General features: G+C 41.0%; 13 protein-coding genes. 7 read left to right on the top strand and 6 right to left on the bottom strand.

Going from position 1 to position 23,326, the window contains the following annotated elements; translation table 11 throughout:
- Nucleotides 1-7 precede the first annotated feature (7 nt).
- From BM143_RS03415 to BM143_RS03405, 3 genes are all read left to right on the top strand, one after another.
- Entirely contained in the window at nucleotides 8-508 is a 501-nt protein-coding gene (locus BM143_RS03415) for a hypothetical protein (protein ID WP_090022985.1), read from the top strand.
- 639 nt (nucleotides 509-1,147) lie between these two features.
- Nucleotides 1,148-4,030, top strand: coding sequence for a glycosyl hydrolase (locus tag BM143_RS03410; protein ID WP_090022983.1), 2,883 nt, complete (start codon nucleotides 1,148-1,150; stop codon nucleotides 4,028-4,030).
- A gap of 78 nt (nucleotides 4,031-4,108) precedes the next feature.
- Nucleotides 4,109-4,696 carry a Fic/DOC family protein gene (locus BM143_RS03405; protein ID WP_090022981.1) on the top strand — a complete coding sequence of 196 codons (588 nt, stop codon included), beginning with the start codon at nucleotides 4,109-4,111 and terminating at the stop codon, nucleotides 4,694-4,696.
- Here the strand turns inward: BM143_RS03405 and BM143_RS23885 are convergent.
- From BM143_RS23885 to BM143_RS03390, 4 genes are all read right to left on the bottom strand, one after another.
- Nucleotides 4,671-4,826, bottom strand: coding sequence for a hypothetical protein (locus BM143_RS23885; RefSeq protein ID WP_167375235.1), 156 nt, complete (start codon nucleotides 4,824-4,826; stop codon nucleotides 4,671-4,673). The genes BM143_RS03405 and BM143_RS23885 overlap by 26 nt on opposite strands.
- 269 nt (nucleotides 4,827-5,095) lie before the next feature.
- Nucleotides 5,096-6,865 carry a flavin monoamine oxidase family protein gene (locus BM143_RS03400; protein WP_090022979.1) on the bottom strand — a complete coding sequence of 590 codons (1,770 nt, stop codon included), beginning with the start codon at nucleotides 6,863-6,865 and terminating at the stop codon, nucleotides 5,096-5,098.
- 11 nt (nucleotides 6,866-6,876) lie between these two features.
- Nucleotides 6,877-8,064, bottom strand: coding sequence for an FAD-dependent oxidoreductase (locus BM143_RS03395; RefSeq protein WP_090022977.1), 1,188 nt, complete (start codon nucleotides 8,062-8,064; stop codon nucleotides 6,877-6,879).
- Nucleotides 8,065-8,317: 253 nt separating this feature from the next.
- Nucleotides 8,318-8,734, bottom strand: a complete 417-nt coding sequence (locus BM143_RS03390; RefSeq protein ID WP_090022975.1) for a hypothetical protein — start codon at nucleotides 8,732-8,734, stop codon at nucleotides 8,318-8,320.
- A 283-nt stretch (nucleotides 8,735-9,017) separates the two neighbouring features.
- Here BM143_RS03390 and glsA point away from each other — a divergent pair, with 283 nt between their 5' ends.
- Nucleotides 9,018-10,031 carry a glutaminase A gene (gene glsA / locus BM143_RS03385; RefSeq protein ID WP_090023874.1) on the top strand — a complete coding sequence of 338 codons (1,014 nt, stop codon included), beginning with the start codon at nucleotides 9,018-9,020 and terminating at the stop codon, nucleotides 10,029-10,031.
- Nucleotides 10,032-10,062: 31 nt separating this feature from the next.
- Here glsA and BM143_RS03380 read toward each other — a convergent pair whose 3' ends face one another.
- Both BM143_RS03380 and BM143_RS03375 read right to left on the bottom strand, forming a co-directional pair.
- On the bottom strand, nucleotides 10,063-10,761 hold the full coding sequence (locus BM143_RS03380; RefSeq protein WP_090022973.1) for a LytR/AlgR family response regulator transcription factor: 699 nt from the start codon (nucleotides 10,759-10,761) through the stop codon (nucleotides 10,063-10,065).
- The gene (locus BM143_RS03375; RefSeq protein WP_228430682.1) at nucleotides 10,761-12,413 is read right to left on the bottom strand and encodes a histidine kinase; all 1,653 of its coding nucleotides are present in this window, start codon (nucleotides 12,411-12,413) and stop codon (nucleotides 10,761-10,763) included. The genes BM143_RS03380 and BM143_RS03375 overlap by 1 nt, the downstream gene beginning before the upstream one ends.
- Nucleotides 12,414-12,534: 121 nt before the next feature.
- On the opposite strand from BM143_RS03375, the gene BM143_RS03370 reads away from it, so the two are divergent.
- The 3 genes from BM143_RS03370 to BM143_RS03360 all read left to right on the top strand — a co-directional run bounded on the left by BM143_RS03370 (nucleotide 12,535) and on the right by BM143_RS03360 (nucleotide 23,307).
- Nucleotides 12,535-14,910, top strand: a complete 2,376-nt coding sequence (locus BM143_RS03370; RefSeq protein WP_090022969.1) for a TonB-dependent receptor — start codon at nucleotides 12,535-12,537, stop codon at nucleotides 14,908-14,910.
- Nucleotides 14,911-15,085: 175 nt separating this feature from the next.
- Complete coding sequence (locus BM143_RS03365; RefSeq protein WP_090022967.1) at nucleotides 15,086-15,694, top strand: hypothetical protein; 609 nt, start codon at nucleotides 15,086-15,088, stop codon at nucleotides 15,692-15,694.
- A 611-nt stretch (nucleotides 15,695-16,305) separates the two neighbouring features.
- Nucleotides 16,306-23,307 (top strand): type I polyketide synthase, encoded by a 7,002-nt coding sequence (locus BM143_RS03360; RefSeq protein ID WP_090023873.1) that lies wholly within the window; start codon nucleotides 16,306-16,308, stop codon nucleotides 23,305-23,307.
- Nucleotides 23,308-23,326: the final 19 nt, after the last annotated feature.

The following is a 23,326-nucleotide window of genomic DNA, read 5'->3' as shown; positions in this document are numbered from 1 at the left end:
CTTCATCATGAAAAAAATAGTATTGATAATAGGGTTGCTCAGCTTGGAAATGCTTCAGGCGCAGGTAGCAATTGGTAAGGAAACAGTGGATGGAGACGGAATTCTCGATTTTAAACCCAATACCACCAATGGGATTCTGCTTCCGATCATAGAAACGCTTCCCACCAATGCGGCAGAAGGAACTATTCTGATGGATAAAAATGATAAAGTGGTAAAGATGAAAACAGATTCTGAGTGGATTTCGCTCAGCGACCCCGGATCAATTGACAATGTTTTCTTCAATACAAGCACAGAAACACCCGCTCAAACTAATGTGATCATAGGATCTGCCACAACCACGGCTCCCGGAGTATTGGTGTTGGAAGCTGCAGATAAAGCCTTAATATTACCTAAAGTAGCCGCTCCCCATACCAGTGTTAAAAATCCATTTCCGGGAATGATCTGTTATGATACGGTCAGCAAAACATTAGCCGTATTCGATGGATTGAAATGGAGCTACTGGAAATAAGCTGCAATCAAGATTTCAGACACCAGACATCAGACATCAGACATCAGACTTTCAGCTGCGACTAAGATGATGAATGGTGAATTTTACTTAGCAAGTGAATAGTGAATGTTAGATTCAAAAATCAAGAACCAAGAATCAAGATTTTAGACGTCAGATTTCAGACATCAGACATCAGACTTTCAACTGGGAGTAAGAATGTGAATGGTGAATTTTGCTTCGCAAGTGAGTGGTGAATGCCTTCAGATTTCAGACGTGCTGCTGGTAGCTTCGAGAACCTCAGCCCCCAACATTTGCTCTTTATCTAATATTTCTGTGTCTATAGCTTCTAAACTTACGTCTCATGACTCTCACCAAACTCATAACTCAAAACTCATAATTCATAACTCTCTAAACCTCACCCGTAATTTTTGACAACTTAATTTTAATTCCTCAGATTAAGTAAGTTTCCATGTACTTGAAAAATTCAGGTTAAATGATTAAAATCCAGGCACGTGATCTCTTTCAGGTGATTTTTTTATTAGAATTGCCATATTCTCAACAAATCCATTAAATTTGGTCTGCCCGATCATTCTGTTCCCGGAATTTCAGAACCTAACCACAGAGTTCACAGGCATTGTAATTTAAATTGATAGACCATTCATGAAAAGAAGAGACTTTTTGAAACAGTGTTCCATTGCGGCGTCCGGTTTGGTTTTGGTGAATGTATTACCATCATATGCCCATGCCATGCTGGGAGAGGAGCATTTCCCGAAATATAAATCACTGTTTGAAATCTTCAGCGATCCCGAAAATCAATACAGGCCATTTGTCCGCTGGTGGTGGAATGGGAACAAAATAGAAAAAGCAGAACTGGCGCGGGAACTCAGGGTTTTAAAAGCTGCCGGAATAGGCGGAGTGGAAATCAATCCGATATCTTTTCCCCTGCGTACTGAAGATACGGGAAAACGGGGTGCAGAGTGGTTAAGTGATGAATGGATCGAATTGTTGAGGTTTACTCTCGAAGAAGCGAAATCATTAGGAATGACTTGTGACCTGCTTGTCGGGACAGGCTTTCCAATGGGCGGAGATTTTCTGGAAAAAGAAGAATGTTCCCAGATTGTGGTTTTGGCGGTGAAAAAATTCAAAGGCCCTCTTAAAACCGAGTTTTCTCTTTTTGATCTTTACAAAGAAGCGGATCCTGCCATTACCAATCCATACAGCGGAAGAACCATGGAAATGCTGGAAGTGAAACTCGTTCCCGATCCTTTGAACAGTCTGGATGAGGTCATCAATCTTTCAGACCAGATTGAAAGCGGAATGATTAAAGTTTCCATACCCAAAGGAGATTATGCCATTTACGGATTGGTGAAAATAGACCGTTTTATGAGCGTTATTCAGGGCGCTCCGGGCGGAATGGGACCTGTCCTTAATCACTATGATACAGCAGCTGTGAAGAAATACCTCAACAGGATGAGCGATACTATTCAGCAAAAAATAGGACCATTGGCTCCCAACATCCGGTCTTTCTTCATCGACAGTCTTGAAACAGAAGGAACGAACTGGAACCATGATATGATGAGCGAGTTCAAAAAGAGGAGAGGATATGACCTGTATCCGTATCTGCCTTTTGTTCTGTTTAAAATCGGAAGTATGGGAAATACCACGGGTGTGAATATCCTTTATCCTGTAAAAATGGGTCCGGAATTTAAAAAGATGACAGACCGTATGCGGTATGATTTCGAGCTGACGAAAACTGAACTATTCAGAGAGCGGTTTGTACATACCTTCGCACAGTGGTGTAAAGACAATAAGATAAAATCAAGGGCACAGGCTTACGGGCGCGGTTATTTTCCGCTGGAAGGAAGCTTTGAAATAGATATTCCCGAATGTGAAACCTGGCTTAAATACGGAATTGGAGAAGATATCAGTGAAGAAAAATTCACACAGTATCCATGGCATTTGGGTAGGGGAAATACCATGATCAATAAACTGGTGTCTTCAGCCGCCCATTTAAAGGATAAAAAACTCATCAGCTCGGAAGAACTGACCAATACAGATATGGTATTCAACGAAGCGCTGGAGATCTTTAAAATAGCTGGAGATCAGAGTACCATATCCGGAGTGACCCATCCTATTTTTCATGGATTTAACTATTCTCCTCCGGAAGCAGCTTTTCCCGGCTGGATCACCTATGGCGGATATTTCAATGAGAAAAACACAATCTGGCCTTATTTTAAACATTATACAGATTATCGGGCAAGACTTTCCGCTTTATTGCAACAGGCGACGATGTTTGCAGATATTGCTCTTTTAGCTCCTTTCGCAGACCAATGGACACAGTTTGGAGCACAGAATGAACCTTTTCCAACGGTGGTATCCCCAGCTTATCAGGCTTTGATCTGGGAATCTATCCATCAGAATGGGAATGCCTGTGATTATGTATCGGAACAGGTGATCAATGATTCAGAAATGAAGAAAGGTTTTCTTACCTATGGAAAAAGAAAGTACCACACTTTATTTTTGATTGAGGTACACAGTCTGGATACGGCCACAGCAAAAAAATTGTACGAATTTGTGAGTGGCGGTGGAAGGATATTCTGTATTGAAGCTATTCCAGACCGCTCCACAGGCTGGAATCATTATGAAGAAAGAGAACAGGAAGTACAAAACTGGATCAGCAAAATGCAGACATTTCCGGAACGTTTTATTTTCCTGAATAAACCGCAATCCGATTTTCTCAATTGGTATAAATCTGTTCAGGAAAAGTATAATATGATACCTTATGTGAAGATAAAGACCCCGAAAACTTTCATCACACAGGTACGCTACCAAACCCGGGATGCCGAGATTTTCCTGTTTAACAATTCCAGCAGTAAAAACAGTGTGCCGCTGGATATTACCTTCGAAAAAAGCGTGATCAAAAATAAGCAGGCCTGGCTGTGGGATGCGGTAACAGGTAAGCGTTTCAAACTGAATCTTCCCGATGGGCGACTCAATATCGATTTAGGTCCTGCCGATTCAAAATTGATTGTCTTTGATGGCCATAAAAGAGGTACAATCTGGAAAGAAAGTCCTCTGACCGGAAAGAACGTGAAAGAACTTAACGATCAATGGAAAATTGAGTTTAAACATTACGATGGGACAGTCAAAAAAGAAGAATTCGACAAGCTGACGGATCTTAAAGAATTATCAGCCTATACTCATTTTGCCGGAACAGTCATTTACCGGAATACGTTTCAGATCAAGGACAAAAATGTGGACAGCTACATCAATCTTGGAAATGTATATGGAATTTGCGAAGTGCGCATTAATGGGAAAGAAGCGGGAGTACAGTGGTTCGGGAAGAGAATTTATCCATTGAACGGTTTAGTCAAAGACGGAGTTAATGAAATAGAAATTAAAGTGGTCACAGTGATGGTCAATTATATGAAAACCCTTAAAGATAATGTGGTAGCACAGTATTGGACTAATCAGAAAAAGAAAGACCAGCCGTTGCAGTCTATGGGATTGGCAGGTCCAGTGACTGTTTATCAGGAGTCTTGAGTGTTAAAGCGAATTATTCTAATATAATTACCTGATTTTATTTTTTATCATAAAGTAAACTTAAGTAAATTTATATTTATGAAGTATGAAGTTCCACGGGATGAATCCGAAATACTATCTAACAAACTAGGATTAAAAAGCCTGGAGGAAATAGCTATTGCCGAATTTGAAGGCTTTTTACAGGCAGAAATTATATTAACAGAAAGTCTCCACAGACGGACCAAATTTAATACGAATTATATATTGAAAATTCATAAGCTGGCATTGGCTCATTTATATACTTTTGCAGGGAAATATCGTAATGTAAATATTTCAAAAGGAGGTTTCCTTTTTTCTTCAGCGAGATTTCTTAAGGAATCAATGAAGCAGTTTGAAGATGAGATCCTACTAAAATTACCATCGGATTATAAAGATAAAGAAACTTTAATAAGAGATGTTGCTATAGTACATGGTGAATTACTTTTTATACATCCATTTAGAGAAGGTAATGGAAGAACAGCCCGTATTCTTGCCAATCTGATGGTTAGAAAAGCTGGTTTTGAACCTTTGGAATTTGAAAAGATAAACGAAAAAGAATTTGAACAATATATAATTGCAGTTCAGAGTTCTGCAGCAAAAAATTATGAACCAATGATAGATCTTATCGGGAAGATTTTGCCATCTTAGCTTCAATTTTTTTCAATGCTTTAGAAGCTGTATCAGCTGAGATCTTAATTCCTTCTATTTTAAAAGATGCCACAGCAGATTTCATAATCTGTTGACGTAAAGCATCTGTATTTTTAGAAATTGGTTTCATTCGCCGTTTTGAGAAAGATTTAATTACTCTATACAAATATAAGACTTTTCTATCTTATTTACTAGTTTTTTCATAACAAAAAGGGAATGAAAAAAACCGCCTCATTACTAAAAATGAGGCAGTTATATGTATCTGCATTCAGAATAATAAATGGTTAAATGAACTAGCGAAGTTCAAGACTGAAGGAAAAAGTCATTAAAATCAGAAAAAGAAATCCCAACCCCAATATTAGCTTCCAGCCTCCCTCTTCCAACTTCCAGTCCATTAGTCTACCATCCCAAATAATAAGTCGGGCTCAGCCAGATCGGGCGGTGCATTCCAAAATGTTCCTGCAGCATTTTTTCGGCCTCGCAGAAAGCACCTTCCACCCATCCCTGTTGATCAGAATAAGCTTCCCCGATAATGTGAATGGATTCATCAGCTACCGGTTTTCTCATGTATGGCATTACGTTTTCAACGGAGTATCCGGCTTTCCAGGCGTGGTATCCTGCTCCGAAAGGTTCATCGGTCCAGTCTTTAAAGTAGGTTACATAAGGATCCGGTATCGTTACATCAGGGCCGTGCAGCTCACGAAGTTGATTCATCAGTTCATCCACCATCATCTGGGTGGCCTGAACATCATCCAGTTCGTGCAGTTCCGTCAGTGAGGCAGATTTGGCGGCTCTTACTTCGAAAAGTAATTTATCATCTGAGAGTGCTTTCCAGAAGGTTTCGGTTTCCATATCTCCGTAGCTTCCCAGTAACATTGAATTATTGGTTTGAGGATCTGTACCGAAATAGTAACACTGTCTCATAGGCAGGTCAGTAATAGAATGTCCGGAATCAATGTCCAGTTGTTTCTCTTTCCACCATGGGTACTCAAAGCCCATTAATATTTTAAAAGCAGGCTCCATAATTACCGAACGGATATTGGTATTAAGGACTGAATTTTCATTAATGTTAAAGAAGAAATTGTTCTGATCCAGAAGTTCCAGAGATTTTCTCGGCATGGCAAGAACCAGTTTATTGGCATATACATTCCATGTCGTGTTGGTTTTTAGATTCAGAAAAGTCAATTGGTACTTATGGGTGTGGATTAAAGGATGCTCTTTGGTAAACGTAAGCAACTTATTTTCAGACCAGATGCAGGCACCGTCATGTTCCATATAAGAATTGGCTACGGCGTAAGCGATGCTGTCATAGCCTTCCTCAATGGTTTTGTAAATGGTTCCGGCAGAGAAATCTCCCACCATATAAGGAAAAGCTTCCGCAGAGTTCCAGTTGATTGTGTTTGAATAATATCCGCCGGCATTGGCCACAAATTCATAGCCTTCCTGTGAAATCTGATCCTTGATCAGGTTCCAGAATCCCAGATCATTTACCTTACGTCGGTCATAAGGAGAATTCGGGAAATTGTAAACCAGCTTAGGTTTGATGTCATCCCAGTCTTCACTGGTCAGTTTAAAACTGTAATCGTAGATGCTGTCACCTTTGATAATCTTGTCGCTGTATTTCTGAGCTACCCACGGATCTGCCATCAACACATCATAAATAATCTTATTGAATAACTGATCCGAGCTGAAACCGTAATCATCATCATTCAGATAATAACGGGTGGCAAGCTTTTTCCCCTCTTTCTGAGCCACATCCCACGCATCCTGTTTGAAACGTTCTTTTCTCAGATACATCAATAGTTTGGTAGGATCACCCATCGGGAAAGGAACAGGTGTCATTTTATCTTTCAGGACAGGAGTTCGTTTTGCAGGATCTTCTTCGGTAAGCGGATATCCTTCAATTAAGGTCGTTACGATTTCCTGAGAAGTCAGGTAGCGCATACCTCCCAGTTCTCCCCAGAAATTCATTCCCGGCATCACTACAGATTCCAGTCTTCCACCCAGTTTATTGTTCATGTCAAAGATCTGTACTTCACTGGCTTTAAATTTCTTATCAGTGACTAAACGGTAAGCGGTATACAAACCGGAAGTTCCGGCACCGATGATGGCAACTTCTATTTTTAAATCAGGATGTTTTCCTGTGTTTAATGGTGTATTTTTATTCATGGTTGATTGTTTTAAATGGCTTTAAAGTATTTACGTCCTAACTGGAAATGAGAAATATCAAAATCCGTATGTCCGTCTAAGGCAAGATCAGACATGATTTTCCCGAGGAATGGAGTGAATTTTGCAGCCCATCCTGTGGCATACACCACAATGTTTTTATAATTCGGGACATATTTGGGTGCGAAATCAATCAGTAGTTCCTTATTCGGTATTTTGCTCAAAGCAATAAGGCAGGTTGAAGTATATTCAGGCTCTGTAGCCAGTCCTGTCATATGTTGTTGTACCCAATCGGAAGTATAGGCCAGTTCCTGAGGATTGGGAATTAATGTACGGTCATTAGGTTCTTCCAAAGGATTAATGACAAAATCCGGTGCCACGCGGATGTATTCCGGATGATCCCAGTCTACAGAAGGAAAACCATAGAACTGATTGCCATTTTCCTCAATAGCATTCTGGAACACAAACCAGGTTGGATACTGTATGTTGGGATCTGTTTTCTTAAAATATGCCGAAGACATATTCCAGTAGGTAGCTTCTATTTTAAAATCCAGTAAATTGATGACACTGTTAATGTAAGGTCCCGGAATAATCGCCAGTTTTTTAGCAATATAAATTCCGTTAGGAGTCGTAAGTTCAAAAAGGTCACCTATCTGTTTGATGTCAAGTACAGGCGAATTTTCTTCTAACTGAACGGTTTCTTCCTGTTGGCAAAGTCCTAAAAGCGTTTCAATTGTTAATTTAAAATTGATGCTTGCACCATCCGGCTGAAATAGTCCGGTATAATTGTCCGGTAAGTTTTTAAAATGGTACTTTTCTTCGATTTCTTTTGCCGTTAGGGTAGTGTAGGGAACACCCAGTTCTTTCAGGGCCTGCTCAGCCAGGGCAATATTTCCTTCCGTGGAATGTACTTCAGGATCTCCAAACCAAAGTGTACCCACTTTATCCAGCAGAGAAGTGTTGGTCTTCTTTTCCAGCTCGTCCCAGTAAGGTTGTGCTTCAAGAGCCATTTTTACCATATATTCATCCGGGTAAGGAATACGGAACTGGCGGGAAACTCCGGCAGAACTTCCAAGCTGATTCACAAAAGTGAACTGTTCCAGTACTAAGGTTTTAGCCTTTCGTTGGCCAAGATGGTAGGCAGTAGCCAGGCCTATGGCTCCGCCACCAATAACGATGACGTCGTAGTTTTCTGTTTTCATAGGTTTTGTAGTATTAGTTTTTACAGCGATTGAAATGGATGAAAGAGTAATACATCAATGGATTGTAATTCTTTCGAACATTCAACCTAAAAGTCCCGTTCTGAAATTGAATATTTAGTCAGAAAAACAATTACCGGCCGTGTTTTTCGAAAGGTTTAAACACACGAGTTTTACATCATGCACTATCACTCGAAAAAAAACGGCCGGCAATTGAAGGATATGGACTGGTTATGATTAAGACTTTTTTAAGCTTTTATTGAGCTTTGCACATCGCATCCCACGTCGTCCAGAAATGGGCATTAACTGCACCTGGAGGAGGAGTGGTACTGTCTGCAACGATACCTACCATTGATGCACAATTGGAGTTACAGCCTATTTCATTATAGCTTCCCTGCTGAGGAGGGATCTGGCGCCATGTACCGGTAGAACCGCTTAATAACTCTACTTTAATATCAAAGATTCCCGAAAGGTTAGGCGTCTGAATTTGTTTAGTGGGTGCATCACTTGAAATAGAATCACTCCAGTTACCCTGTGAGAATGTAACACGCCATGTTGAAATCATTTTGGCTGTATTGTTCTGAGGAGACAGATAAACCCAGAATTGGGCCCCGTTCCCTAATTGAAGCTGACCGGATGAGTTGGCGGTTCCGCTTACATTTGATGTTTCCATGTTGGTTGTATTTTGGTTGGTTAGTTTTTACCTCTGCTTTTTTAAGCGTCTCAGTTGAGGAATTAACCTTTATTGATGCCGCTTGATTGGTAGTTCAAAGTAACAAAGAACAGCGCATTTTTTTTAGAGTAGAAATGACCAATTACGGTTTTGAGTAGAAATACTTAATCAGGTTAGATCCTGTTAAACCCTGTATATTTTCAGGACATTTGCTAGTGAAGGATGAAATACTTTATCTTTGTTTTTCGGGGTTGATGATAAGATGTTAGCCGAAAATACCTTTATGAACAACAATAGTTTCTTAGTTTCTGCAAAAGGAATCTGTATTGCAGCTTTTCTTTCCTTTAATACGGTGATGTTTGCTCAGAAAACAGCAGACATTTCAACCATCTCAGAGAAAACATTAAGCAGTATTCTGGAAAAAAACAGAACCTATTATACAAAGGGTAAAGTAGCAGATTATATTCCCGAGCTGGGAAATATGGATGCTAAGGCAATTGCATTCTCAGTCGTGGAAAAAAACGGAAAAGTCTTTAATGTAGGAGATGTACAGAAGAAATTCACCATGCAGAGTATCTCCAAAATCATTGCATTGATGATTGCTGTCAGTGAAAAAGGGGAAACCAATGTCTTTGATAAAATGGGCTATTTCGGAACCGATCAACCTTTCAATCATTTTTCAAACCTCGAAACTACGGGCAAGCCATTGAATCCGATGATGAATGCTGGTGCCATTCTCACCACTTCATTAATTTCCGGCGATGGCGAAAAACCATTTCTGAAAATTCTGGATATGGTACGCTACATCACCAAAAATCAAACCCTTGATTACAGTACATCTGTTTACGAATCCGAAAAATCTACAGGACACCGTAACCGCGGCATGTTTTACCTGATGAAAAATAACGGACTGATTTCAGGAAATGAAGATCAGCTGGATAATTATTTCAGACAGTGCTCTATAGAACTTACCGCTGAAGATTTGGCTAAAATAGGCTATTTCTTTGCGAATGAATGTGTTCGTTTTGACGGAGACAGCAAGTATAAAAATGCAGAAATGTCAAGACTGATTCAATCCCAAATGCTTATTGCCGGCATGTACGAATTCAGCGGAGAATATGCCAGAACCGTAGGTCTTCCGAGCAAATCTGGCGTTGGAGGAGGAATTACCGTAAGCGTTCCCGGAAAAATGGGCATTGGTGTTTTCAGCCCTGCATTGGATCAGCATGGAAATTCTGCAGCGGGCTATCATATGATTTTAGACCTGGTGAAGCAGTACGACCTGAGTTTATTTTAAAGAACCGCATCTTCGTTGTTAAATTCAGGCATCAGACCATTTTATTTTTCAAATCTTTATACCTGGAACGTCCTACCGGAAGCACTTCACCGGTTTTAAGCAAGGCTCCATAGCGTGTCCCGGGATTGATGATGATCTTTTCAATCTGTTGAAAATTAACAAGATAAGACTTGTGGATACGTTCAAATCTGTCGGGAAGAAGCTGCTGCAAATGCTCAAGTGACTTATCGTGGAGCTCATTCAGCCCGTTGCTGAGATGCAGCTCGGTATAAATTCCAGCCCCTTTGATGTAGATCACTTCAGAAATATGGATGAGACGAACCTGTCCTGCTCTTTTGACTGCAAGATATTTAATGCCTTCATCCGGTTTTAAGGCTGGGCTGACAAACCTGGTCAAAGCCTTAAAAAGTCTTTCCTGATCAAAAGGTTTGGGAACAAAATCCAGAACGCCATACGCAAAAGCCGTGATCGCTTTATCGATATTGGCAGAAACAATGATCGTGTGAAAAGAAGCAGCTACCATCTGCTCCAACAACTCAAAACCATTATCCCCATTGAGGTTAAGGTCGAGCAGCAGAAGATCCGGAACCCGGAAAGAAACCTGATCAAGTCCCTTTTGCAGAGAATCACAGATAATGATTTCATTCAGCCTGTCTGCAAAAAATTCAGCGGTCATACGCTCCAAACGGCGGGCAATTCTGGTCTCGTCCTCTATAATTACTATATTCATTACTTTAAAATTTGAATGGTAGACTTCCAGCCGTTTTCCGTGGCACCCGATTCGAATGTCCAGTTTGAACCATAACTTTCAGTCAGTCTTGCTTTGATATACTTAAAGCCGTTTCCGCCCGTGCGGTCTGTCATGATTTGCCGGTTCTTCGCGATAGTTTCAAAAGTATACTGACAAGCCTCTTTTGATATAGAATAATGGATTATAAACTGAATCGTATTTCCGGACAAAGGTTCACTGTGGGTAATACCATTCTCCAGCAACGTATGAATAACCGCCGGCGGGATCAGCTGTGTTTTATTAATTTCCTTTTCCTCCCAGATATAATTCATTTCTTTCCGGAAACCCATCACAGATATATGTTGACGGCAAAGCTCCAGTTCTTTGGTGACAGGGATCAAAGTTTGTTCAGAGATTTCGTTCATAATGTCAAATTCTGTGGCCAGTGCCTGTATAAAACGGGCACCATCCTTAGGAGATTCTTCCACCCAATCCATCATTGAAGTCAGGGTATTCCTTAAAAAGTGAGGTTGAATATTCTTTTTAAGCAGCTCCAGTTGAAGTCTTGATGAAAGCAAAACCGCATTCTGGTGTTCTGCCTCAATAACACTGGTACGGATAGAGTGAAGATAAAGCATCGACAGCACAATAATGGTAAAACTAATGAATAAACCGAAATCATAAACCACAATCCTGTTGACCAATGCACTCGCCAAAAGAGCTGCCAGAGCAATAAATCCTCCTTTTTCCTTTTGAATAATACCATTTAGAACCACAATAAAAGCAGCGATCAGCATAGCCAGACTGTAGAGTCGGGCAGTCAGGTCATAATGGCCATAATTGAACCAATAGAGTCCCAACAATGTAAGCAGAAGAGCGAGCATCAGCCATTTTCCATGTCTGAAGTTAAACTGAATCATAAAATACCACGGAACGAGCAATGCATTGGCAAATGTCAGCCATCCGATGATCTCAAGACGTATGAAGAACTCAGAATAAGGAATCACCACATGGAATTTCAGATACTCCATGATCAGTAAAGTAAAAAAGAGAAGACAGATGGTTGCAAATATCAGGATGTCCTTCTGTCTCCGTTTGCTGTTCAGATAAAGGAAAAAATAATAAACTGCCGCGATCAGAAAAGCTCCGGCCATCAGGTTCATATAAGCCATTGTGATCAATGGTCTTGTGATTAATGTTGTGTAATTATTGATATCAAATCCTATGCTTCGCTGCACATCCGGATGCAGTGACTGGGAACTACGCATAGCAATGGTGTGAAGGCCCGGCGAAATCAGATGATCCGGAATTCTGTAATAGCTGCACTCGGTTCCCGGGATTTCAGGATTTCCGTTTTTTGGAAGCTGTCCGTTTTTACCGATTAGTATGCCGTCCCAATATACTTCAAAAGCCCCGAAGGAATCAATCTGAAGTCCGAGAGGGGTCAATTCATTCTCCACCGGACGCAGATCGAGCTGGGTACGTGACCAGAATATTTTGTCTGATGTATTGCCTCTCGTTTCCGACCAGCCTTTATCGTTATAATTTTTATCAGCCCACGCCATATGGTCTCCGGTTTTATAGAGCGGTATCGGGTCCTCATTGCGGATAACAGGCGTGGCCAGCAGGCTGAGCAGTGTTAATAAAAACATTAAAGTATGCATGATGTAAATATACAAGCTAATTTGAAAAACAGGATGTCGTTTGAAAGCCTGTAGAGTTGTTCAGATGTTTCTGCTGTGAACGACTGTTTCTGCGATTTAAATTTACATCATGAAACAAGCAGCCATCATTATTTTTAGCCTCTTTTCTGTCCAGTATTCATTAGCACAGAAAGGTCAGATTACCGGAATTATTCAGGAAAAATCAGCCGTACCTATATCTTATGTAACGGTAACATTAAAGGAAAGTGGAGATAAAGCCATTGCAGCGGGTATTTCGGATAACAAAGGCATATTCAGACTGGAAAGCATTCCGGCGGGAAAGTATACCATCAGTTACAGTTTTGCAGGTTTTAAAACCATAAGCAGACCTGTAGAAGTCAAGTCTGATGAGGTAATCAATGTAGGGACAGTTATTTTAGAATCTGATACAAAGCTATTGCAGGAAGTCTCTGTAACAGGCCTGCGTTCATCCATAAGTTTAAAGCTGGACAAAAAAGTTTTTGAAGTAGGCAAGGATGTACTCTCACAATCGGGAGCCGTAACGGATCTTCTCAACGTTGTTCCCTCAGTGAGTGTAAGCCCTGGTGGAGAAATCAGTCTGCGGGGGAATAATAATGTATTGGTATTGATTGACGGTCGCCGGACCGGGCTTACTCAGGGTAATGCTTTGGAACAGGTGCCTGCCGATCAGGTGGAGCGTGTGGAGGTGATCACGAATCCTTCTTCCAGATTTGATGCGGCGGGTTCTGCAGGGATTATCAATATCATACTTAAAAAGAATAAAAAAGGAGGATTCAGTGGTCAGCTTCGTCTGGTAGGCGGTATTCCCAATGAAACACGGATCAGTCCGAGTCTGAATTATAAATCGGACAGGCTCAATCTGTTTGCGACATATGGCATTCGGTTATCTGATTATGTAGGTTTGTACACGATGAAACAGTCCACCGGACTTTCAGGAGAAAGAGTTGATCTGAACAGAAGACAGGATGAGGAAAGACACGATGATGCCAAATTACTTTATTTTGGAGCCGACTTTAAGGTCAATGATCATAATACTATTACTGCAGCTTTCATGCGAAACTCAACTAATGATCATGACAAGACCCAACTGAACTATGTCTATTCAAATAAAAACGGGGCTATAGACAGCAGCCTCACCAGAAAGGGCGAATCATGGGAAAAACGAAGCTACAATCAGCTCGAATTGAACTATACCAAAAACTTCGCTAAGGAAGGTAAGAAACTGACAGTAGATATGCAGTACGATTTCTGGGACAGCGACAAAGACTGGAATTTATCAACCAGCAAAGTATTTCCAACTGCTATTGATTTACCGATGATCAGAACAGGTTCAATGGGCGCCAGTAAAGACTTTATGATTAAAACAGATATGATACAGCCTCTTGACAGTACGTCTACCCTTGAATTCGGTTTGAAATTAGAGGATAGGAGAGTGAACAGCGACTTTATTGCAGAACAACAAAATTCTGCAGGCTGGGAAATCATTGAACAGATTGATAATCATTTGTTGTATAAAGAATTGATTGGAAGCGCTTACGTCCAGTTTTCCGGAAAGACCGGAGCATTAAGTTATCAGGCTGGTTTGCGTGGCGAACTCACCCATATCGGGATCGAAGACCGCGCGGGAAGCTATAGCAATAAAAAAGATTATAACCGATTGTTTCCGACATTCAACATAAGCTACCGTTTCAATGAGCGGTCAACTTTACAGGGAAGTTACAGCAAGCGAATCAACAGACCAAGATTAGGCATGATTTACCCTTTTAATGAACTGACTGATCTGACCAGCCGTTATGTAGGAAATCCGGATCTTAACCCATCATACGCCAATGTCTTTGAAATCGCTTTCCTTAAAAACTGGAAGACGCTTACGCTCAACCCATCCTTTTATTATCAGCGAAACACCGGAGTGATGGAGGATTATACGTTCCGGAATGCAGAAGGGTTGTTTATCACAATGCCGGTTAATATTCATAGGGAAACCCGTCACGGTTTTGAACTATCAGTACTTTATAATCCGGTCAAATGGCTGCAGGTGAATACAGAGCTTAATCTGTTCCATTATGCCGAACAGGGAAGTTATAAAGATCAGAGCTTCGATTATTCCGGGAATACTTTAACCTCCCGTGTAAGTGCTCAGTTGAAGCTGAAAAACAAACTTGCTTTTCAGACGCTTTATAATTTCAGAGGAGCCAATGCTACAGCGCAAACCCGTACAGATGCTCTTCACAGCATTGATTTTGGACTCAGCAAAACGTTTTTAAAAGACAAAGCAACGCTGATGTTCGATATCAGTAACCTTTTTGGATTACGAAAGTCAAACAGCAGAACCGTAGGAACAGATTATGACATCAGCCAGACTAATATTCCTAATGCCGCGCGGTATCGGTTAACGCTGGTTTATAGATTTAATCAAAAAGACAATCAGGCGGTAAGACAAGCCAAAAGCGGGAACAGGGATTAATTTATAGGTATTTTAATTAAAAAAACAACATCTGCTTGATCTGTGAAATCTGCGAGCTTAAAAAAATAGGTCTCGCCAATTTTGCAGATCACGCGGATTCTTTTATCATTCTGGTGTGATTTTTTTGACTTAAATTTGATCCTTCGTCTTCTATGACGGGAAAAAATACTGACAGATGGCAGATGAAATACAGATTTTAAAAGATTTCGTGGAGGGTAAACTTTCCAATAAAGACTTTGAACAGCAGCTTTATACCAATAAGGATTTGGAAAAGCAGCTTTCAGATCCGTCCATAAATTGGCAGGGGACTTATTTACAAAACACCAACGCTTACTTTTATCTGATTGAGCAGGATTATAAAAATGCTGAAGGAAGAGTCAATGCTCACGGAACGGTACAACTGTTTTTAAGCAAAATTGGGATAGAGATCACAGCTTCCGCACAAAAGTCTGATGAGTATGAACTAATTTTAAGTACCAGTCCCAAATATATAGACGCTGATCCCGGATTAATCGAACAGCATATTCTGCCAAAAGACAAAACACTTTCAAAATCCGAACAGAAACAACACATAAAACAACGCTACACGGAACTTTTTAAATACCAGACTAAACCTCCCAAATGGTTACAGAATCCGGAATGGCCTGTTAAAAACAATCAACCCCTGTTCTTTTTAGGACAGATTGAAATAAAAAAAGGTGATTTTTTCCATGATGAGGGAAGTATGTACCTCTTTATGGATCCCGAAACTGAAATTATTGATATCGTAAAGCAATTTTACTGATCTTGTAAAAACGGCTAAAACCGAATATTACCCTGTTTTTATCATTAATATCTTTGTAAAGAAATAGGATAATTTTCTTAATCGGATACTGAAGAGGGTTTTATAAACTTCTTATTTTCATAACGTTGCTTCCCGGTAACGTTATTTTTTTTGCGAAAATCTTATGAAATTTTGTCATTGTTTTTTCAAAATTCTGAATTTTATGATTTTTTTTAGCGGATCATCAAACGCACTTTTTCCAGAATTCATACGCTTTTGTAGACATGTTATATTTTTGTAATATTAGAAAAATAATTCTCTTATTTTTGAAATATTATAGTTTTTATTTCTATATTTGTCTTACATTAATCAATTATAAACAATTATAATTGAATCTGATAGACTGTACCGTCTTATTTTCTGAGAATAAAAATATAAATTGCTTTTTTTAATAGTATTTAAATTCATAATAATTTATTGTTAAAAAATTATTATCAATTTTCATTTATGGTTAGAAATGTAATATAAATTTATTATTTTTATTCCCTCATAACTAGCAAACGCTCATGATGCCGAAAGGTCCAGCGTTTTGTTATGGAGTTTCTAGTTATCACCTCAATACCATAAATGCAATGAAAAACTTAACCATTCTTGGATTAACGCCTTTTGAAAAGCCGGATGTCAGTCTTATGCCTAAATTGCACCAGGCGGGTGCATTTCCCATCTTAAGCTTAGGACACCATGCAACAGCCGCTCAGGAAGCACTGAACCAACTTGATCAGACAGATGTACCTTCTTATGGTATCTATCTACCGAACGACAAATTTATATCCCTGCAGATCCCGGAAAAAGTAAGTTTCGCGATCCTTCCGTCCGGAGTTTCAATGAATATTGTACCGGATCTGCCTGTTATTTATCAGGTAACCAGTTTGGATGAAGCCAGACTGGCTGAGCAATCAGGAGCAGAAGGGATTATTATAAAAGGAAATGAGGCAGGAGGCCTGGTAGGCTATGAGTCAACTTTTGTACTGTTTCAGCGTGTCATCAAAGAGATTCAGACCATCCCTGTTTGGGTACAGGGCGGAATAGGACTGCACACAGCTGCCGCAGTAAAATCATTAGGAGCAACAGGAATTGTACTCGATAGCCAACTGGCATTATTCCCGGAGAGTTCCGTTCCTCAGGAGATCAAAGACCTGTCCTCAAAACTCAATGGTACCGAAACTAAAATTATAGCCAACCATCGGGTACTGGTGAGACCGAACTCACCTGCATTACCTGAAAATGTCACGGCCGAAGAGCTGAGACAATATTTCACTGATCTTGATCCAAGTAAGAGTTATATTCCTATGGGTCAGGATATTTCATTGGCAATAGATCTATATGAAGATTTCAAAAGCCTGAAAAAAATGGTTTTCGGGTTTAAGGAAGCTATGTATGGTCATCTGAAGCAGGCTAAAGCACTTGAAGTAATCAGTGAAAATAATATAATGGCCCAAAAGCTGGGATTACGTTATCCTATCGCACAGGGGCCAATGACCCGTGTCAGTGATGTTCCGCTGTTCGCCAATGCGGTAGCAGATGCAGGAGCCTTACCTTTTGTTGCTTTATCTTTACTGAAAGGTGAGCAGGCGAAAGCTTTGGTGATGGAAACCAAAAAACTGGCCGGTGATAAAACATGGGGTGTGGGTATTCTTGGATTTGCTCCTCAGGAATTAAGAGAAGAACAGACGGCTTATATATTGGAAGCCAAACCTCCGGTAGTTCTTATCGCAGGAGGAAGACCTGCGCAGGCAAAGGTATTTGAAAAAGCGGGTATCACAACCTTCCTTCATGTTCCTTCTCCTGCATTGCTGGATATTTTCCTGAAAGAAGGTGCTACCAATTTCATCTTCGAAGGCCGTGAGTGCGGCGGTCACGTAGGTCCGCTTTCAAGCATGGTCCTTTGGGAAAAACAGATTGAACGTATTTTAAAAGAAGAACATCCGGAAAATATCAGTGTATTTTTTGCAGGCGGAATTCACAATGCATTTTCAACGGCATTCGTTTCTATCATGGCAGCTCCTTTAGCAGCCAGAGGCGTAAAAGTTGGAGTATTGATCGGAACTGCTTATTTATATACCGAAGAAGCCGTACGTACAGGGGCTATTCAAGAAGAATTCCAGGTACAGGCCATGCAGGCAAAAGACACGGTCTTGCTGGAAACAGCACCGGGACACGAAACACGTTGTTTAAATACAGCTTTTGCTAAACATTTCAGCACTGAGAAAATTAAACTTCTGGCAGCCGGAATGGATAAAAAAGAAGTTTGGGAGCAGCTTGAAAAACTCAATGTGGGCCGACTTAGGATTGCCGCAAAAGGAATCGATCGTCAGGGTGACAAATTGGTTAATGTTCCTAAAAACGAGCAGCTGGATTTGGGAATGTATATGATCGGTCAGGTGGCTACGATGCAAAACCGCGTGATTTCCCTTGCATCCCTTCATCAGAACGTAAGTATTGATAACTATAAATATATTGAAGAGGCGGCTTTGCCGGAACAGCCGGTATCCACAGAAAAACCTCTGGATGTAGCGATTGTCGGGATGGAATGTATTTTCCCGGGCGCTAAAAACCTTGAAGAATACTGGCGAAATATCATCCTGGGAAGAGACAGCGTCACAGAAGTCCCTGATGAGCGCTGGAATAAAGAACTTTACTACCATCCTGATTCAGACGGACCGGATGTGTCTCACTCGAAATGGGGTGGGTTTATTCCAAAAATTGATTTCGATCCATTGGCATTCGGGATTCCTCCTCAATCCCTTGCTGCCATTGAACCCACGCAGCTGTTGACCTTACTGGTTGCCAAGCGCGCGATGGAAGATGCAGGCTATGGAGAAAAACACATCAACAGAGAAAATATTTCTGTTATTATAGGCGCTGAAGGCGGTAATGATCTGGCTAACAGCTATAGTTTCAGAGGATACTATAAACAGGTTTTCGGAGAGCTTCATGAAGAAGTGAAACAGGCATTTCCACATACGACGGAAGATTCATTCCCGGGTATTTTGGCGAATGTGATCGCAGGTAGGATTACGAACCGTCTGGATCTTGGGGGAAGAAATTTCACCGTAGATGCTGCGTGTGCTTCTTCTTTAGCAGCTATTGATCTGGCTTGTCAGGAACTGATATTAGGAAAATCCGATATGGTTCTTGCCGGAGGAGCAGATTTACATAACGGGATCAATGATTATCTGATGTTTTCCAGCACCCACGCACTTTCCAGAAAAGGAAGATGTGCGACATTTGACGGAGAAGCTGATGGAATTGCCCTTGGAGAAGGCGTTGCAATCCTTGTGTTAAAAAGATACGAAGATGCCGTTAGAGATGGCGACCGTATTTATTCTGTGATCAAAGGAGTGGGAGGATCAAGTGACGGAAAAGCACTGGGTCTTACAGCACCGAGAAAAATAGGACAGGTACGTGCATTGGAACGTGCATACGCTCAGGCGGGTATCAGTCCTGCATCAGTTGGTTTAGTGGAAGCTCACGGAACCGGAACTGTAGTAGGAGATAAAACCGAACTGAGTGCACTGACGAATTTATTCAGCCGTTCAGGAGCGATACCGGGACAGACTCACTTAGGTTCTGTAAAAACACAAATCGGGCATACCAAATGTGCGGCAGGATTAGCCGGACTGATCAAAGCTTCACTGGCAGTATATCATGGCGTAAAACCACCGACGCTTCACTTACAGCAGCCTAATGCTTATTATAATGCCCAAACCAGTCCTTTTGCTTTTTATGCAGAAAGTGGACTGTGGGGCGAGAAAAACCGTTATGCCGGAATCAGTGCTTTCGGATTCGGAGGAACTAATTTCCATACGGTTATTGCTAATCATCCTAAGGAAGACGATTCTGCAGTATTGCAATCGTGGCCGTCAGAATTATTTGTATTCCGTGGAGATACGTATGAGGATGCGAAAATTCCATTGTCACAGATTAAATCTCTATTGGAGGTTAATGGTGATATTCCATTAAAAGATATGGCTTACAGCTTAGCGGTTGGTTCAGATAAACCAATTCAGTTAACCATCGTTGCTGACACTGCCGAACATTTGATGATGAACATCGAACTGGCATTATCCGGCATCGAAAGTAAAGATACTTTCACGGTGAATAAACGCGATGGTAAGGTAGCTTTCCTATTCCCTGGACAAGGTAGTCAGAGAATCAATATGGCCCGCGATCTGTTCGTAGCTTTTCCGGCTATGCGTAACCTGATTGAAGGATATCCTGAACTGGAGAAAGTAGTTTTCCCTTCAACAACATTTGATGAAACTGCTTTAAAACAACAGAAAGAAACCATTAAAGATACCCGCCTGGCGCAACCTATCTTAGGAATTGTTGACCTGGCTTTAGCTAAATTCCTGAAATCACTGGATATTGTTCCTGATATGGTGGCAGGTCACAGCTATGGTGAATTACCAGCTTTATGTTTTGCCGGAGTTTTTGAAGAAGAAAAACTGGTTGATCTGAGTATTCAAAGGGCTCATGCCATTTTGGATTCAGTAGAAGGCGGAGATCCGGGTACCATGATTGCGGTAAGCGCAACAAGAGAACAGTTGCAGCCAGTATTAGACAAGACAGAAGGCTGTTATCCGGTTAATTATAATGCTCCGACCCAATGTGTAGTGGCAGGAAGTACGCCGGCTATCAATAAATTAATGGAGATCCTTAAACAGGAACGTATCTCTGCAAAGAAATTAGAAGTTGCGTGTGCATTCCACAGCCCGTTATTGGCCAAGTCCAAAGGCTTATATAATGAGGTTTTAAAAGATATTCCATTCCAGGAAATGCAGATTCCGGTTTGGTCGAATACGACGGCTGAAACTTATCCTTCAGCGCCTTCAGAAATCAAGGAAAGACTGACTGATCATTTGGTACAGCCCGTGAGATTTGTAGAAGAACTTCAGGCGATGTATGCAGACGGAGCCAGAATATTCATCGAAGTAGGCCCTGGAAAAGTTCTTTCCGGACTCACTAAATCCTGCCTAGAAAAAGATCAGCTGACTCTGTATGTAGAAGACAGCAACCGAAATAAACTGAGCCATCTTCTTTCCATGCTGGCGCAATATCTTGGAACCGGCAGAAGCTTCAGTATTGAAAAACTTTTCGATGGCCGTAATGCGAGACTGATTCAGATAGACCAGCCTGAACTGTACAAGAAAAATCCAGCCATCTGGCGTGTGAACGGACAAATGGCGCATCCAACCACAGGTAATCTGCCGGCTAACGGTGCATTACCGATATTAAATCCTATTCCCATGAACAATTTTACGAATAACCAACCAGCTCCTGTAGCCGAATCTCAGCCTGCCGCTGAACGTATGCTTCAGGAATATTTAAATACCATGAAACAGCTGATTCAGGCACAGCGTGATGTGATGCTTTCCTTCCTGGGACAGAATCCACAAGTTAGCCCTGCACCTGTTTATGCTGCGCCGGTACAAGCACCAGTGAACGATCGTTTGGTGACGATTCCTGCACAGCCGGTTCATGTAGAAAAACCTGCTGCTGTTGCGGTAAAACAGACTCCGGTAAAAGATGTTAAAACCCTGTTGCTACAGGTGGTCAGCGATAAAACAGGATATCCTCACGAAATGCTCGGCATGGAAATGGACCTGGAAGCTGATTTGAGTATTGACTCTATCAAAAGGGTAGAAATCATCGGAACGCTTCGCAGTGAACTGGGAGCGCTTACATCAGGTAATGCCGATGAAGATACGATCATGGAAAAATTAGCATCGATCAAAACGTTAAGCGGTCTGGTTTCCTGGTTGACAGAATTAACAGGAACTCCAACAGCCGCTCCTGAAAAAAACGGAACTGCAGTAACACCTGTAGCAGAGGTAGAAAGTAAATCAGCATTCTCTCTTGAAGAACTTCAAAATATAATTCTGGATATCGTCAGTGAAAAAACAGGTTATCCGAAAGAAATGTTGGGATTGGATCTTGATCTAGAAGCAGACCTGAGCATTGACTCTATTAAAAGAATGGAAATTATCGGAGACCTTAAAACCAAAATAGGTTTCGGTCAGGATATGGACCAGGCGGATGATCTGATGGAAAAACTGGCAGCCATTAAAACATTAAAAGGACTGGCCTCATGGATCAGCGAAATGAGTGGAAACACCGATGCTGATGCTGAACCTGTTCAGAATTTATTGTCACGTCTTCGTTTTGATCTGACTCCAACCGATGTTTCTACAGAGCAGAATACAGAAATCATAAAAGGAAAACGTTTTGCCATCACTCAGGACAACAGTCCACAGACGATGGCGATCAAAAACACCCTTGAAAAATATGGAGCTATCGCAGAATTGGTAGATACGGAAAGAGATCTTAAAGATTTTGACGGACTGATCATTATGGATCTGTTCTCCTCAACCATAAAACACAGCATCATTGATCACGTAGATCAGATCAAGAAACTGGATCTTGATAAAGCCAAATGGGTGTATCTGATTTCAGACATTCCGGCTCATATTCAGGAACTGACTGATACGCGTCTTTTACGTCATTATAAAGGTTATCCGGGACTTTTCAAAAGTTTAGCGAGAGAATTTGAACAAACCTCTTGCAGGCTGATCAGTCTGAGTACGCCACAGGAAGTTGATCAGATTACAGAAATTGCTTTAAAAGAAATATTATCCACAGATAAACCTTCCGAAGTCGTTTACAAACACGACCAAAGGCATAAAATAGATATTATCCCATCTCCATTGTCAACAAGTCTTGAAGAAGCGCATATCCAGCTGGATCAGGAATCTGTAGTCTTAGTACTTGGAGGCGGACAGGGAATCACTTCCGAATTGGTGAAGCATATGTCCGGAGCGTATCCGTGTACTTATATTCTGGTAGGAAGATCAGCAGATCCTAGAGATGTCATAGCGGACCTTAAAGAAGTGGAAGCCATGAAAACCAAGGAAGAAATAAGAAGCTATCTTATTAAAACCGGAAAATTCACTTCTCCTTCCGAAATAGAAAAAGAGACTGTAAGAATTTTCAAAAACAATCAGATTCTGCGTACCATCCGTGATATGGAACAATTGGGAAGTACGGTAGTTTATCAATCTTTAGATCTTTGTGACGAAGAAGGATTATCAGATTTGATCAAAAATATTTACGATAAATACGCACGTTTAGACGGAGTTATTCATGGAGCAGGTCTTTTGGAAGACAAACTGTTCAGACAGAAGACATCAAGCTCATTTGAACGCGTATTCGATACCAAAGTAAAACCGCTTCGTGTATTGGCAGAACAGCTGCGTGCCGACTGTCAGTTCGTAGTGCTCTTCTCAAGCATCGCTTCAGTATACGGGAACAAAGGACAGACAGATTATGCTGCGGCCAACTCCGTACTGGATGATTATGCGAAAGCTTTAAACAAAAAATTAAAAGGAAAAGTAATCTCCATCAACTGGGGCCCATGGAAAGGAGCCGGAATGGTTTCATCGACTCTGGAAACAGAATATGAACGCCGCGGTATTTCTTTAATTCCATTGGACCAGGGGAAAGAAATCTTCCTTAACGAGATCAAATACGGAACCGAAAGTCAGGTATTGATCATGTCTGGAAACAACTGGTAAACCTCTGTATACGATAACT

It is taken from the genome of Chryseobacterium oleae, assembly GCF_900115055.1.
Lineage (GTDB): Bacteria > Bacteroidota > Bacteroidia > Flavobacteriales > Weeksellaceae > Chryseobacterium > Chryseobacterium oleae.
Note: the sequence above shows the minus strand (reverse complement) of the source record. Positions and strands in the feature narration are given on the sequence as shown.